This is a genomic window from Methanosarcina sediminis (assembly GCF_052056915.1).
GTDB lineage: Archaea > Halobacteriota > Methanosarcinia > Methanosarcinales > Methanosarcinaceae > MTP4.
The window spans coordinates 3,081,142-3,095,441 of record NZ_CP195119.1; the positions used below are offsets into that span (position 1 = coordinate 3,081,142).

The following is a 14,300-nucleotide window of genomic DNA, read 5'->3' on the forward strand; positions in this document are numbered from 1 at the left end:
TTCCCTTGTTAACAGTGAGTAGCTCGAATCGGGATTCACTTTTCGGGTGCATCCCTTCATGCTGTTAACTTCAAAGCATAAATTGACTTTTATACATATAACATAAACGCAGAAATTTGATTAACGTAGTTAACATCTCTCTTGATGCCTAATTTTGTGAATTTCCCTGATTTTGTTAACTCTCATGATCCTGTAGTTTCATCCGATTTTACGTTTCGTCCCGATTTAACGGCGTTAACCTATTTGATCGGGGACTCTAATTTGATCAAAGCCTTTGATCTTATCAGTGTGTCTGATTTGCCTTGGATAAAAGGGCCAATGCATTCTGATTTTGTGTTCATTTGATATGTTCCCCGAATCGCGCGGGTATCCTGCCTGGTAGAAAAGTCCTTGGTTCTGGAAGTAGACGCCCAGAGAAACAGATTATTCAATAATCAGTAATTCGGGAAATAGCTCGTTCAAGGATCAGTTATTCCGGAAACATCTCATCCGTAAAACATCTCATCCGTAAAACATCTCATTCAAGGATCAGCAATTCTGGACTCAGATTATTCTGGAAAATAATATCAGGAAATGAGGAATCCGTATCTTGTTGAATTAAAAATAGTCGTTTGTTTTTTAAGTGAAAAAGGGCAGGATTTGTAAACTCAATATGAGCTTGAGGGATCGGGGCTCAATCAGGGAAACTGAGTAATTCTGTTCACTATAAGAGCACATGTATCCCCCGGCATTCTGCGGGCAAGTTTTCCTTTTTCGGACTGAAATGGAATCTTGAGAACTCAGGTTTACAGTTTGTCCTTTTCAGCCAATTACTTTTTAGTTAATCCTTCTCAGTTAATTCTGTTTCAATCAATTCCTTTTCCGTTATTTCCTTTGAGTTTTTCATGTAGTGCAGGAAGAGGTCTTCTCCCCATTTCAGGGCATTTTCCTCCTGACTCATGATGGCATGGTTATGGTAGATCCCGTTTTTGTAAAATAGGGAGAGTGCCATGAAGCGGTCCGTAACCACACTTGATGCAACTCTTATAGGACAGTCGCAAACGAAGATTTTTGCATTTTCCCGGCTCAGGTATTCTTGCAGGGCTGTACTGTATTCCTTTCTCAACCTTTCAAAGACGGGTTTTGTGATTATCAGGGAAACATCTGTCCCTTTTTTTATCAGTTCAACATAGGTTGACGGATAAGCCGGGTTGAAATAGGAGGAGATTTCCATTACATGAGCTGAGATGACCAGTTTTTCTTCTATCTTTTTTGGGGTTTCATACATCCTGTCCAGGTCGGGTTCCACGAATTCACAGTGCCCGAGATCCTCGATCCTATCCAGGAGATGGGGTGGAATAGCGCTGATATTGTGGTTTTCCCAGTAGTCCTTGTTCTCCGAGAACACACCCAGGGTGTTAAGGAGTGGTATCATTTTTTTAACAACCACTTTCCCGATGTCAGATAGCTTGTAAAGGTCGTCTTCATGTGTGATCAGGCCCTGGCTGATGAGGATCTTGATCTGGGTCATGATCGCGCTTGAGGTTACATTGAGAATATCTTTGATCTCATCAATATTCCGGGGTTCCTCCATCAACAGTAGAAGAAGATCTTTCCTCTTGTCTGAGAGGAAAAGAGTGCCCAATAGTTCAATTTTCATCTTAAATCTCCAGCCACTTCATTACAACATTTTTTCATTCCGACTATGCTCAATTTCAAGTTTTTTGTCTCCCTCACACTTGCCTAGCTGCACCAGCCTAGCTGCACCAGCCTAGCTGCACCAGCCTAGTTGCGGCTCGGCATCAGAAAAATCTTTGATTTTTCTTTTAGTTGCGATGAAATCGCAACAGTGCGCGGTCCGTTTCGTTCGCTTTGTTCGCTCAAGCGGACTGATTCAGACAGATTGATTCAGGCAGACTGATAGCTCTCGTTATGCCTCTTTTTCCGGTTCAGGTTTTCTTTTCGGAAGTCTCACATGCATGGTGGTTCCCGAACCTTCCTCACTTTCCACCCAGATTTCCCCGTTATGGGCACTGATAATGTTCTTGCAGATATATAGCCCGAATTCAAGTCCCTGGTACCTGCGGCTCAGGGAGTCTTCCACCTGGTAAATCCTGTTGAATAGGTGTGGGATAAGTCTTTTCTGAATGCCGGTCCCGCTGTCCTTGACCGTGATATGGATGCTTTGTTTTTCCTCTTCGGCTTTCACTTCAAGGGTCTCGCCGTGGGGTGTAAACTTGATTGCATTGCTGATCAGGGTGGTGAAGAGCTCGGTAAGTTTTTGTTTGTCTCCACTGATCGGTGGCAGGCTTGCAGGCAGGTCCTTTTCCATCTCCAGTTCTTTTTCATCTATCAGGAGGATGAGGTTGAGGTAGGCGTCTGAGAGGATCTTTTTAATCTCGACTTCCCCAAAGGAATATTCGATCTTTCCTGCCTGTTCCTGGCTGAGATAGAGGAGGGAGTCTACCATATGCCTCAATCTGTCCGAATTGTTGATGACCGAATCGATTGCCTTTTGCTGCTGGTCCTCTATAGCTTCCCAGGTTTCAAAATCGATAATTTCACTGTAGTCGAGCTTGGTCTGGGGCAGGTTTTCGGTCATGAACTCCGCTTTTATCCTGTTCAAAGACCGAAGTTCATCACTGGCTTTCGAGAGGTCTTCTGAGTAGGTTTCCAGGGCGTCTTCGAGTTGCTTCCTCTGGATGAGCTGCCACATGCCCTGCATAAGCAGGGTGAGCTGGCGGACGTCAGATTCGTCATAGTCTTCGTCCTTGTTCCCCACTCCCGCAACGGCAACGATCCTTTCCCCGTCAAACACGGGGACGTTCAGGTGCCGGGTCAGGTGTACGTGGTCTTTCGGGTATCCTTTCTTCAGGAAACTGGGGGTTGTGTAGTCATTGGTAATGATGGGTTTTCTCTGCCTGACCGCTTCTCCCCAGAGCCCGGTGGTCTTAATCGGATAGATGAAACGTTTGTCTTCAATGCTGCACTCCTTCATTGCGCTCTTTGACCAGGAGTGCATTATGAGGGCTGTTTCGTAGGCATCCATGAATGCTAGGTACCCGAGTTTGCTACCCGTGAGCCTGACTGCTTCTTCCCGGGCAAAGTCCGTGATTTCTTTCAGGGACGCACCGGTCATCTGGTTAAGCTTTACCAGGGCTTCGAGCCTGGCTGCGTTCAGAACCTGTGCAGCTTCTGCTTTTTTGCGCTCTGTGATGTCCCTGGCAACCGAGAGGATCGTCTTCTTGCCATCGTAATCAATAATCCTGGCACTTACTTCAAGGGGGACAACCGTCCCGTCCTTACAGATAGCGCCTGCTTCGTAAATCCGGGACCCTTCGCTCTGGATCTTTTTCAGGTTCTCCCTGACGGAGTCCCAGTACTCGGAAGGAATTATCTCTTCGGCTTCCATTTTCAGGATTTCTTCCTTACTGTATCCGAGCCTGTTCACAACTGCCTGGTTGACGTCCAGATAGCTTTTGCCTTCAGGCTCCCGGATGTAGAGCTGGTCGTTGATATTATTGAATATGGTCCTGAACTTGTTTTCGGATTCCCGCAGGGTTTCTTCTGCCAGTTTATGCTCAACCGCAATGGCTGCAAGCTGGGCGCTTGTCTTCATAAAGTCAAGGTCTTCTTCTTCGGGTTTTCGGACTTCGCCGTAGTACATGGAAAAGACACCGAGCAATTCCCCCGAAGAGGATATGATGGGTTCGGACCAGCAGGCTTTCAGCCCGGCTCTGGCTGCCACTTCCCTGTACTCGGTCCAGTATGGGTTTTCTATTAAATTGTCCGCAGTTATCCTTTTTCCCAGGTAGGCTGCGGTCCCTACAGAAGTCATGCCAAACCCAATCTCAAGCCTGTCGGTCTTCTGCCTGTAAAATTCAGGAAGCTCTGGGGCAACGCAGTAAAACAGGTGTTTTTTCTCCCGGTCGGGGAGCATGACTGAGCATGTTGAACCGCTCCTGATCTTTTCCACATTCCTGGCCAGGAGGAGGAGTACTTCGTTAAGTGGGGCTCCTGAGGCAAGTTTTTCAAGGACCTGGTTCTGCCCCTTTATATGTTCCTCTGCCAGTTTGCGTTCGGTGATGTCCAGGACAATCCCCTGGTAATTGGTGATCTCCCCTTTCTTGTTCCTTTTTATCAGGGACCTGTCGTCGATATATCGCACCTCTCCTGACTTTGTCAGGACCCTGTAATCCTAGGTACAGTCCGTGTACCCTTCCCTGGAAAACCTGGCCACTTCGGCCTGGAAATATTCCCGGTCGTCAGGATGTACAAAGTCGATATACCTTATTTTTCCGGAGGTAAAGTCTTCAGCGGTGTAACCCATCTGCGTAACGTTTTCCGATACGAATTCCACTGGCCAGCCCTCTTCCGGTCGGCAGAGGAACACAATTACAGGGCTGCTGTTGATGACGTTTTTCAGTTCATTATTTCTTTTAAGCGCTTTTTGCATTGAAGCTTCTGCCTCTTTTCGCTGGGTTGCATCGCAGAGAGTTCCCTGGTAGTGTTTTATGCGTCCTTTTTCGTCTCTTCGGATCAGGACTTTTACTTCGACCCAGTGCGTATCTCCTGAGGCTGTAAGTATCCTGTACTCCTGGGTCAGATCAGCGCATCCTTCCTCAGAGCACCTGAGGATTTCGGCACGGACCTCTTCCCGGTCTTCGGGATGGATTATATCAAGGTACCGTATGTGTCCTGATATGAAGTCATCTACTTCGTAGCCGAACTGCCGTATGTTCTCGGTTATCAGTTCAACGGGCCAATTTTTACCTGAGCCGCATAAAAAAATAACCACCGGGCTGCTGTTTATTAGTGATTCCAGATTAATATCGAATTGCTTCATCGATCCATTTCCCGTATTTTATTTCTATGAAATAACCGATTTTTCGAGCTACTGTATAGGTTTTGGGTACAGGGAATAATCAAAATTTTATTTATCGTAAATATATACTTAAGTTCTTCTTTCTTCCATATATAGTTTGATTTTCTTCCTGAGGATGTCTCTCTTCGGGCGGGTCCCTATTCTGCTTATTATGTGTGACGGATAATTTAAAAGACACTTTCGGGTTATAATGTCTATACTTTATACTATCTTTATGAATGGATGATTTCCATGGGTATTAATGAAAAGTTTCAAATAAAGAACAGGTGAAAATTAGTGTCAATATAAATAAAAAGTTATGTAATTACTTCTTTTATCCTGAAATAATTTAAATAATACATTACACTGTGCAATCAATACTCATAAGTAATAAATTAGTTAAAGTAAAGGCATGAAATAAATTCGCTAGCTTTCCCTGCTTTTTCACATTTTGGTCTTTATATCCTTTTCAGGGCAGGTCTATGTTTTCCCTCAATTTATTGAAATATCCTATATACTATTATTAGACAATGGTTCCTTGTTCCATTTCTCATTACGATGGCCTAATTTTTGGATACCTTTATATATAACTTTGTTCTATATAGATGGTATACAAGTGAATAGACTGCCTCCAGGGGGTTCATTTATCACCAAAGATAAGAGAAAAGTCCAGTTTACGGGAAATTCAACTTATATTGTTTCCCTTCCTATAAAGTGGGTGAGGGATATCGGGCTCCAGGCAGGAGACACGCTTACCCTTACCCCGATGCCTAACAAGACCCTGCTTGTTTCCTCAAGTGCAATCTCAAGAGAACATTCGGTTCTCAAGGCTTCAATTGATTACGTGCATTCCGACAGTGCGGAAAATAACCTGCGGGTTCTTATTTCACATTACCTTGTGGGTTATGACTTCATCAAGCTTACCACCAAGAAAGGCTTCAGTGCCTACGACCGGAAGTTTATCAAAGATTCCGTGCGTCAGAAGCTTATCGGGCTTGAACTCGTGGAAGAGTCCAGGAACGAACTGGTCTTCCAGTGTCTCCTGAATTACCACGACCTGCCTCTCGGAAGGGTCATCAAGAACATGTACGGGCTTGTCCTCTCCATGCTTGAGGACTCGATGACTGCCCTTAAGGACCACAATGTGGAAATTGCTGAGGATATCATCCAGCGGGACGATGACGTAGACCGCTTCTACCTGCTCTCGGTGCGCCAGCTTAAGGCTTCTATCGAGGACGTCGAGCTTTCAGAGAAAATAGGAATCGGTGACCCAAGGGAATGTCTCGGATACAGGCTTATTACCAAGAGCATCGAACGTGTCGGAGACCACGCTGTTCGGATCGCCCGGAACGTAACTAAGATGGAAAACGGAATCAGCTCCGAGGACCCCATCTTTAAGATGGCCGACCTTTCCCAGAAAGTCTTTGAAAGTTCAATCGATTCGATGAAAGAAGAAGATCTCCAGGCTATAAACAATATTGTTGTGGAAGCCAAGAAAGTGTCCCAGTTCGGGGTTTCCCTCGAATCCAGGGATGGAGAAGGGTCCGGGAACATCGAGCTCAGCATGATTCTGGAAAGCCTGCGGAGAGTTGCCGAGTACAGTGCCGATATTGCGGAAGTCGCAATCAATATGAACATAAAACCGTCTGTTGCCTGATTTTTCGGCATGGTTGGTTTTAAACGTTCTTTCTTTTTTCCTTTCTTTTTTCCTTTCTGTTTTTCCTTTCCTTTATTTCTTTTTCTTCATTTCCTTTCTTTTTTCCTTTCCCTTTCTCATTCCATTGGGCTTTTTCCTTTTTCTCTACCTCATCCTTTTTCTTTCTTTTTTTTCGTATTTCTTTCTCCCCTTATCTTTTCAGAAAATGTTTTTTCACATTTATTTTCCTGACAATGTAACAAAAGCTATATGTCTACCTAAAACTCTAAACCATGCCTATGGATTTTCAGATCTTGGATGCGGATTACGAAGTCATTAATGACAGCAAGCCTGTCATCCGTCTTTTCGGGAGAAGTGCGGATGGTAAAAGCGTATGCTGCCTTGTTCCTGATTTCGAACCCTATTTTTATCTCAAAGCTTCCGGAGACCTGCATGCCGTTGCGAGGCTTATCAAAGACACTTTTGAGCAGGTCAAAAAGGTAGAAATCGTTGAAAAGTTTGAGCCTGTGGGGTATCAGGAATCCAGAAAAGATATGCTCAAGATCACCACTTCTTTGCCAAAAAATGTGCCCGAAATCCGGGATGATGTGCTGAAAATCCGGGATGTGCTCAAAGCTGAAGGCGATTGGGAAATTTATGAAAGTGACATTCTTTTCAGGAATCGTTTTTTGATTGACCGGGACCTTGGCGGGATGGTCTGGGTTTCGGTGCAAGGAACTCCCGTGGATCCTGCAAAGTACTTCCAGGAAAATAATTTTTCAGGCAGGCCCCGCTGCCGGGACTTTGCCTGCGACACCGTGATCCTGGCATCAGATGTCAGAAAAATTGACAACCTTGCCACAGCTCCTCTGAAATACCTCTCCTTTGACATTGAGTGCCTGCCCCTTGACGGGGGGATGCCTGCTCCCGAGACATCTCCTGTTATTATGGTCAGCTTTTCGTTTGAACCCGAATATAAAGGACATCAGACCCTCATCCTGACGGCCAAGCCGGTAGAAGGGGCGGACAAAGACGTCCTGCCCTGCAAAGATGAAGCTGAAATGCTGAACCTCTTTTTCAAGATCTTTTGCGAATACGACCCTGACATTGTTGTGGGCTACAACCACCAGGACTTCGACATCCCTTATATTACTGACAGGGTGAAGACCCTTTATTCAAGAGGCGAAAAGGTAAATTCCGTGGTTGGCAGGGATGGCAGCTTCATGGGCTATCGGAAGTTCGGGCTCATTACCCGGACCGAGATGAAAGGGCGGGTTGTCGTGGATGCACTTCCCCTGGTGCGCAGGGCTTTCAGCTTGAAGCAGTATACCCTGCGGGCGGTTTCAAAGGAGCTTCTGGAACGGGAAAAGCTCGATGTGGCTCCCTCGGAGATGGAGGAGTACTGGGCCGATTCCGGGGAAAAGCTCAAGAAATTCATCGATTATTCGCGGAGGGACTCCGAACTTGCCCTGGAACTGGTGCTCAATCTAAGGCTGCTTGACAAATACGTTGCCCTTGCCCGGGTAAGTGGGACCTTGCTTCAGGAAATCGTTGACGGTGGACAGACTTCCATGGTTGAGCACCTCATGCTCCGGGAGTTCGGGTTAAAAGACCGACTTATCCCTCCGAAACCCGATGACGAGCTTTCGGCCAAACGCCACCAGCAGAGTTCGGAGCTGAAAGGAGGGGAAGTCCTTGAACCGAAAAAGGGCCTGCTGGAAAATGTGCTGATCCTTGACTACAAGTCCCTTTATCCCACCATCATGATGGCGCACAACCTCTGCTACACCACGGTTGTGACGGAGGACCGTCCTGGGGGGGAGACCATCAAACCCCCGTCTGGAGGGGAGTTCGTCCCTTCCGCAGCTTTCAAGGGTATCGTGCCTTCCATACTTGAAGATCTTCTGAACCGCAGGGTGGATACCAAGGTCCTGATGAAGGAAGCCAGGGATGAAAACGAGCATCGGGTGCTTGATGCAACCCAGCTAGCCCTGAAGATCCTGTTGAACAGCTTTTACGGATACTCCGGGTATGCCAGGGCGAGGCTTTACAGCCTGCCCCTTGCAAACGCCGTGACAAGTTTCGGGCGGAGCAATATCCTGAACACCAGGGACCTGATCAATGACCGGATCGGGAAGGTCATTCTCAGGGGGTCGTCAGCTCTTCTTTCCGGGGAAGCCGGGGAGCTTCTCCCCTCTGACCGGATGGTGGAGCTCTCGGTTGCCTACGGGGATACGGACAGTGTTTTTGTCCACTGCAAAGCAGAAGGGGAACTTTCCCTTGATGACATCAGCCTTGTGGGAAACAGGCTTGCAGAGATCGTTTCGGCATCGCTTCCCGACCCCATGGAGCTCGAATTCGAATCCATTGCAAAGCGCGCCCTTCTGATCGCAAAGAAACGCTATGCACTCTGGCTGTTTGAGCCTGAAGGGGATGGGTGGAAGGACAAGATCAAGGTGAAAGGGATGGAGACCGTTCGCAGGGACTGGTGTGGGCTGACCTCAAAGACCCTTAACACGGTCCTTGAACTTGTTCTGAAGGATGGTGAAGTTGACCTGGCAGTAGAACATGTCCAGAAAGTCGTGAGCAATGTCCGGAATCTTGACCCCCGAAAAGACACTGAGCTTGTTGAGAACCTGGTCCTTACCCGTACCCTTACCCGAAAAGTGGACAGTTACAAAAGCAAGCAGCCCCACCTTACAGTCGTTGAAAACCTGAAGAAAAGGACCGGGATAATGCCTTCCATAGGGACAAGGATCCCTTTTGTTATCACCGCAGGAAAGGGCCTTTTCGTGGACAGAGCCGAAGACCCTGACTACGTCCGGGAGCACAACGTGCCCATCGATGTGGACTATTATATTAAGAAGCAGATCCTGCCTCCTGTGGAGCGCATCCTCGGAGTTTTCGGGGTGAAGGCATCTTCTCTTGACTACGACTCAAAACAAAAAGGGCTTTTCGATTTCGAACCGAAGAAGCCTGAACAGGAAAAGCCTCCTTCTGCAAAGGGGCTGCCAACTACGGGTGAAGGTTCCTGTTCGGAGAACGGGCGAGGGGAGCAGAGGTCTCTTTTTGACTTCTGAGCTCTTCCTTGCCTTTTTTCTCGGTGTCGATATTTCTCCATTTTATGCTTTTTTCTTTTTCCACTTTCGAGCTTTTTCTTTCTCTTTCTCCATCCTAGCTTTTTTCCGTTTCTTATGCTCTCTTTTTTTCCTGACAATTTTTATTTTGGAATATTTTAAATTTATCTGGTAGTTTTCCTGAATCTTTTCTTCTATCTATTTTTTACAGATAATATATAGATTATTTTTTTATTGCTATCGTATTTATATTATATATTCCTCTATACTATATATGGCAAATGTTTATATATGGGCTCTTTTCATAGTGCGGTATAGTAGAAAAATCTGCAACTGCTATAGATTGTTTACTCAATTCATATTTCTCGGAGGAATTACTACAATATGGTAAATTTAAATACTTACGCGGTCCTCATTGTTCTTGTACTGGGGCTCGTTTTTTTGGGAATCGGATGTACCGGTAATGAAGCAGGAGAAGAAGTAGCTCCTTCAGAAGAAGCTCCTGCAGGCGAAGCACAGGGAATTTCCATCAAGGGTTCGGACACGGTCCTCCCTCTTGCTCAGTATGAAGCTGAACAGTTCATGATCGAAAACCCCGAAAAGAGCGTTACCGTAACTGGTGGCGGATCCGGTGTGGGAATTGCTGCCATGATCGACGGGGAAGTTGATATTGCAACCGCTTCCAGGGAAATGAAGGATTCAGAGTTCGAAAATGCCGAGGCAAACGGGATTACACCTCTTGAGCAATTTGTTGCTTTTGACGGGATCTCTGTTGTTGTCAACCCCGAGAACCCTGTCTCCGAGCTTACTTTTGGCCAGATGCGTGGGATCTATAATGGAAGTATCAGCAACTGGAATGAAGTGGGTGGAGAAGACAAGGAAATTGCCGTAATGTCCAGGGACAGCAGTTCCGGGACTTATGAATACTTCAAGGAAGCCGTACTCCTTGAGGACGAATACCGGCCTGATGCCCTCACCCAGCCTACAACCGGGGCTATTGTAAGTGAAGTTTCCCTGAACCCCAATGCAATTGGATACATTGGTGTCGCATACCTTGATGACAGCGTAAAGGCCGTCAGCGTGGACGCCGGGGAAGGCTTCGCATACCCGAGCCCCGAGAACATCATCAGCGGCGACTACCCCCTGTCAAGGCCTCTCTACTTCTATACCGATGGGGAACCCGAGGGTCTCACAAAGGAATTCGTTGATTTCGTAATGAGTGAAGAAGGGCAGAACCTGATCCTTGAAATCGGGTACTTCCCTGTTCAGTGAGCCTCTAAACCGGGCTTCAAAAGTAAGACTCGAAAAATGAATCAGGGATTTTAAGGGAAAAAGATGTTCAACAGGAATTATAGGGAAAAGACGATTGAATCCGTGCTCTTTACAGTGAGCGCCCTGACAGTCGTCATCCTTTTCCTTATATGCCTTTTTTTATTCAGGGACGGCTTACTCCTTTTTGAAGACGTGCCGTTTTCGAGCTTCGTAACCGGCAAGTTCTGGTACCCAACTTCCGTAAACGCACAGTTCGGGCTTTTGCCTCTGCTTTTCGGTTCTCTGCTCGTTACTGCGGGAGCAATCCTTTTTTCCGTACCTCTGGGGATTGCTTCTGCCATCTTCATATCCGAACTGGCAAATCCTAAAGTTGCGGATTTCCTCAAGCCCTTTGTTGAGATCCTCGCAGGTGTTCCTTCGGTTGTGTACGGGTTCTTCGGGCTTGTCGTGCTGGTCCCCTTCATCCGGGAGACTTTCAACCTGGCCACCGGGCAGACCGCTCTTACGGGTTCCATTATGCTGGGAATCATGGCCCTTCCAACGATCATCTCCATCTCCGAAGATGCCATCAGTTCGGTCCCCAGTTCCCTCAAGCAGGGTTCCCTTGCCCTTGGGGCTACAAGGTGGCAAACCATCTACAAGGTAACCGTTCCCGCGGCACTCTCCGGGATTTCGGCTGCCGTGATGCTCGGCATGGGCAGGGCAATCGGGGAAACCATGACCGTCATGATGGTGACCGGAAACACGGCTGTTATCCCCTCTTTCCCGGGTGGGATCCTGGACCCTGTAAGGACAATGACTGCCACCATAGCGCTCGAGATGGGGGAAGTCCCCCAGGGCAGTGACCATTTCCATGCCCTGTTTGCAGTCGGATCCGTTCTTTTCATCATAACCTTCCTTATCAACCTGATTGCGGACGCAGTCAAAAAGAAATACAGGTTTAAGGTGGACTGATCATGGGCCTGAATGCAAAAACCAGTGAAAAGATTGCCTTTGCCTTTCTGGGGCTTGCAGCACTGACGGTTGCGGGCTTTGTGCTTGTTATCCTCTATTACATAGTCTCTAACGGGTACAGTGCAATCAGTATTGAGTTCCTGACTGAAATGCCCCGTAAGATGATGACTGAAGGCGGGATCTATCCGGCAATCGTGGGTACGGTATATCTGATCATCGGTTCAATGCTGGTGGCGCTTCCTATGGGGGTACTGGCTGCAATCTACCTGACCGAATATTCCGGGGAGAACAGGACCACCTGGGCCATAGAAATGGCTATAAATAACCTTGCAGGGACGCCTTCCGTTGTATTCGGGCTTTTTGGCCTGGCCATGTTTGTCAAGTACATCGGTTTTGGCCCTTCGCTCCTTTCGGCTTCCCTGACCCTTGCCCTCCTGATCGTCCCTGTGATTATCCGCTCCAGTCAGGAAGCCCTTCTTGCGGTCCCGCCGGAATACCGGGAAGCTTCCCTTGCGCTCGGCATCAGTAAATGGCAGACAATCAGGCATGTGGTACTTCCGGCTTCCATTCCCGGAATTGTTACGGGTTCCATCCTGGGTATAGGGAGGGTGGCAGGGGAGACTGCTCCTATTTTGCTTACCGGGGCTGCTTATTTCCTGCCGAGGTTTCCTGACTCGGTCTATTCCCAGTTCATGGCACTTCCCTACCACCTCTTCGTACTTGCCACCGCAGGAACGAACATCGCCCAGACCCGGCATCTCCAGTACGGGACTGCGCTTGTCCTGCTTATGATCGTGCTCTCCGTGAACTTCGTTGCAGTGCTGGTCCGCAGGCATTACCGGCAAAAATTGAAAATTTGATTTGAGTTTTAACATTAGATTTGAGGCACATTAAATGACCGAAGCTATCCAAAACGTAGCTAATCCCCAGATTGAGGTCAAAGACCTGAATCTCTGGTACGGGGATAAGCAGGCGCTTAAGAATGTCAACATCCGGATTCCTAAAAATAGTGTAACTGCTTTTATAGGTCCTTCCGGATGTGGAAAGTCCACTTTTATCAGGTGTCTGAACAGGATGAATGACCTTATTAAGACTTGCAGGGTTGAAGGTAAGGTTTCAGTTGAAGGCAGGGATATTTATGGGCCAGGTGTGGATGTCGTAGATCTCCGGAAGCAGATTGGCATGGTTTTCCAGAAGCCCAATCCTTTCCCGATGTCCATTTATGACAACATTGCATACGGCCCGCGCATCCACGGCGTAAATAAAAAAGACCTGGGTGGCATTGTCGAGCACGCGCTTCGTTCGTCGGCTCTCTGGGATGAAATCTCGGACAGGATCCAGTCTCCCGCTCTTTCCCTCAGCGGTGGGCAGCAGCAGAGGCTCTGCATTGCCCGGACAATGGCTGTTAAACCTGAGATCATCCTTTTCGATGAGCCCTGCAGTGCCCTTGACCCGATTTCCACAGCCAAGATCGAAGAACTGATCATGAACCTGAAAAAGGACTACACTATAGTAATCGTAACCCATAATATGCAGCAGGCTGCTAGGATCTCGGATTATACTGCTTTTTTCCTGATGGGGGAATTGATCGAATTTGGGAAAACGCGGCAGATCTTTGAAAACCCCGCAGAAAAGAGTACTGAGGATTATATTACCGGAAGGTTCGGTTAACCATAATTTTCTTGATTGACTATGCTTCCCATAATCGCGAAAACTTCGTGCCGGCTGCAATTTGCCAGTCATAAAATTTTTGAGTATGGCAGCTCAATACTATATCTGGTATATATAGAATATATGGTGCCTATATCACACCGATTTTTCATCCCGGCAGTTCAAGGTGTGGCAGGTAAAGGTGATTAAATGGTTCGAGAAACATATTTACAGCAACTGGCCTTGCTGAAGGAATCTGTCCTCTCCCTGGGGGAGCTTGCAGAGAAAATCCTTCACGATTCCATGGAGTCGGTCATAAACCTTGACCTGGAGCTTGCCCGCGAGACCCTTGACCTGGAGCCGAAAGCGGACAGGCTTGAATACAAAATTGAAGTTACGATTAATGACTTGATAGCATTACAACAGCCTCTTGCAGGCGACCTCAGGCTTGTGGTGAGCGCCCTTAAAATTTCGGCAGACCTCAGGAGGATTGTCGGGCTTTCCATCAACATCGCAAAGATTCCCGGGAAAATCGAAGGCGGGCATTTGAAACCTCTTGTAGACACCAGGAGGATGGGGGATATTGCAGAGGAAATGCTTGCAAATTCCCTCAAAGCCTTTGAAACCCGGGACCCTGACCTGGCAAAGGGCACTGCTGCCCTGGATGATGATGTTGATAAGCTCTTTTATTCGGTCTGGGTGGAACTGATCGAAATGATGGCAAAAGACCCGAGCATCGTTTCCAAAGCCACGCACCTGCTCTTCCTGATCCGCTATCTGGAAAGAATTGCAGATCACTGCTGCAATGTGTGTGAGAGTGTGGTCTACCTTAGCACCGCTGAGAGAATTAAGCTGAACTGATTGGTTT

Annotated in this window: 10 protein-coding genes; 7 read left to right on the top strand and 3 right to left on the bottom strand. The window is 47.3% G+C overall.

From position 1 onward, the window contains the following. Positions 1–820: 820 nt before the first annotated feature. The 3 genes from ACSAZK_RS13385 to ACSAZK_RS13395 all read right to left on the bottom strand — a co-directional run bounded on the left by ACSAZK_RS13385 (position 821) and on the right by ACSAZK_RS13395 (position 4,825). The gene (locus ACSAZK_RS13385; RefSeq protein ID WP_440954600.1) at positions 821–1,639 is read right to left on the bottom strand and encodes a helix-turn-helix transcriptional regulator; all 819 of its coding nucleotides are present in this window, start codon (positions 1,637–1,639) and stop codon (positions 821–823) included. Between the two features lie 270 nt (positions 1,640–1,909). Further along, positions 1,910–4,147, bottom strand: a complete 2,238-nt coding sequence (locus tag ACSAZK_RS13390) for a GAF domain-containing protein (RefSeq protein WP_440954601.1) — start codon at positions 4,145–4,147, stop codon at positions 1,910–1,912. Between the two features lie 30 nt (positions 4,148–4,177). Then, positions 4,178–4,825, bottom strand: a complete 648-nt coding sequence (locus ACSAZK_RS13395; protein ID WP_440954602.1) for a PAS domain-containing protein — start codon at positions 4,823–4,825, stop codon at positions 4,178–4,180. 664 nt (positions 4,826–5,489) lie between these two features. On the opposite strand from ACSAZK_RS13395, the gene ACSAZK_RS13400 reads away from it, so the two are divergent. The 7 genes from ACSAZK_RS13400 to phoU all read left to right on the top strand — a co-directional run bounded on the left by ACSAZK_RS13400 (position 5,490) and on the right by phoU (position 14,293). Continuing rightward, positions 5,490–6,500 (top strand): PhoU domain-containing protein, encoded by a 1,011-nt coding sequence (locus ACSAZK_RS13400; protein WP_440957021.1) that lies wholly within the window; start codon positions 5,490–5,492, stop codon positions 6,498–6,500. A 272-nt stretch (positions 6,501–6,772) separates the two neighbouring features. Continuing rightward, the gene (locus ACSAZK_RS13405) at positions 6,773–9,559 is read left to right on the top strand and encodes a DNA-directed DNA polymerase (protein ID WP_440954603.1); all 2,787 of its coding nucleotides are present in this window, start codon (positions 6,773–6,775) and stop codon (positions 9,557–9,559) included. Positions 9,560–9,940: 381 nt separating this feature from the next. After that, the gene (locus ACSAZK_RS13410) at positions 9,941–10,828 is read left to right on the top strand and encodes a PstS family phosphate ABC transporter substrate-binding protein (RefSeq protein ID WP_440954604.1); all 888 of its coding nucleotides are present in this window, start codon (positions 9,941–9,943) and stop codon (positions 10,826–10,828) included. A gap of 63 nt (positions 10,829–10,891) precedes the next feature. Next, complete coding sequence (gene pstC / locus ACSAZK_RS13415) at positions 10,892–11,782, top strand: phosphate ABC transporter permease subunit PstC (protein ID WP_440954605.1); 891 nt, start codon at positions 10,892–10,894, stop codon at positions 11,780–11,782. 2 nt (positions 11,783–11,784) lie between these two features. After that, a complete protein-coding gene (gene pstA, locus ACSAZK_RS13420; RefSeq protein WP_440954606.1) occupies positions 11,785–12,642 on the top strand; it encodes a phosphate ABC transporter permease PstA in 858 nt (285 codons plus the stop codon). A 34-nt stretch (positions 12,643–12,676) separates the two neighbouring features. Then, positions 12,677–13,453, top strand: a complete 777-nt coding sequence (gene pstB / locus ACSAZK_RS13425; protein ID WP_440954607.1) for a phosphate ABC transporter ATP-binding protein PstB — start codon at positions 12,677–12,679, stop codon at positions 13,451–13,453. 189 nt (positions 13,454–13,642) lie between these two features. Next, a complete protein-coding gene (gene phoU, locus ACSAZK_RS13430; protein WP_440954608.1) occupies positions 13,643–14,293 on the top strand; it encodes a phosphate signaling complex protein PhoU in 651 nt (216 codons plus the stop codon). Positions 14,294–14,300: the final 7 nt, after the last annotated feature.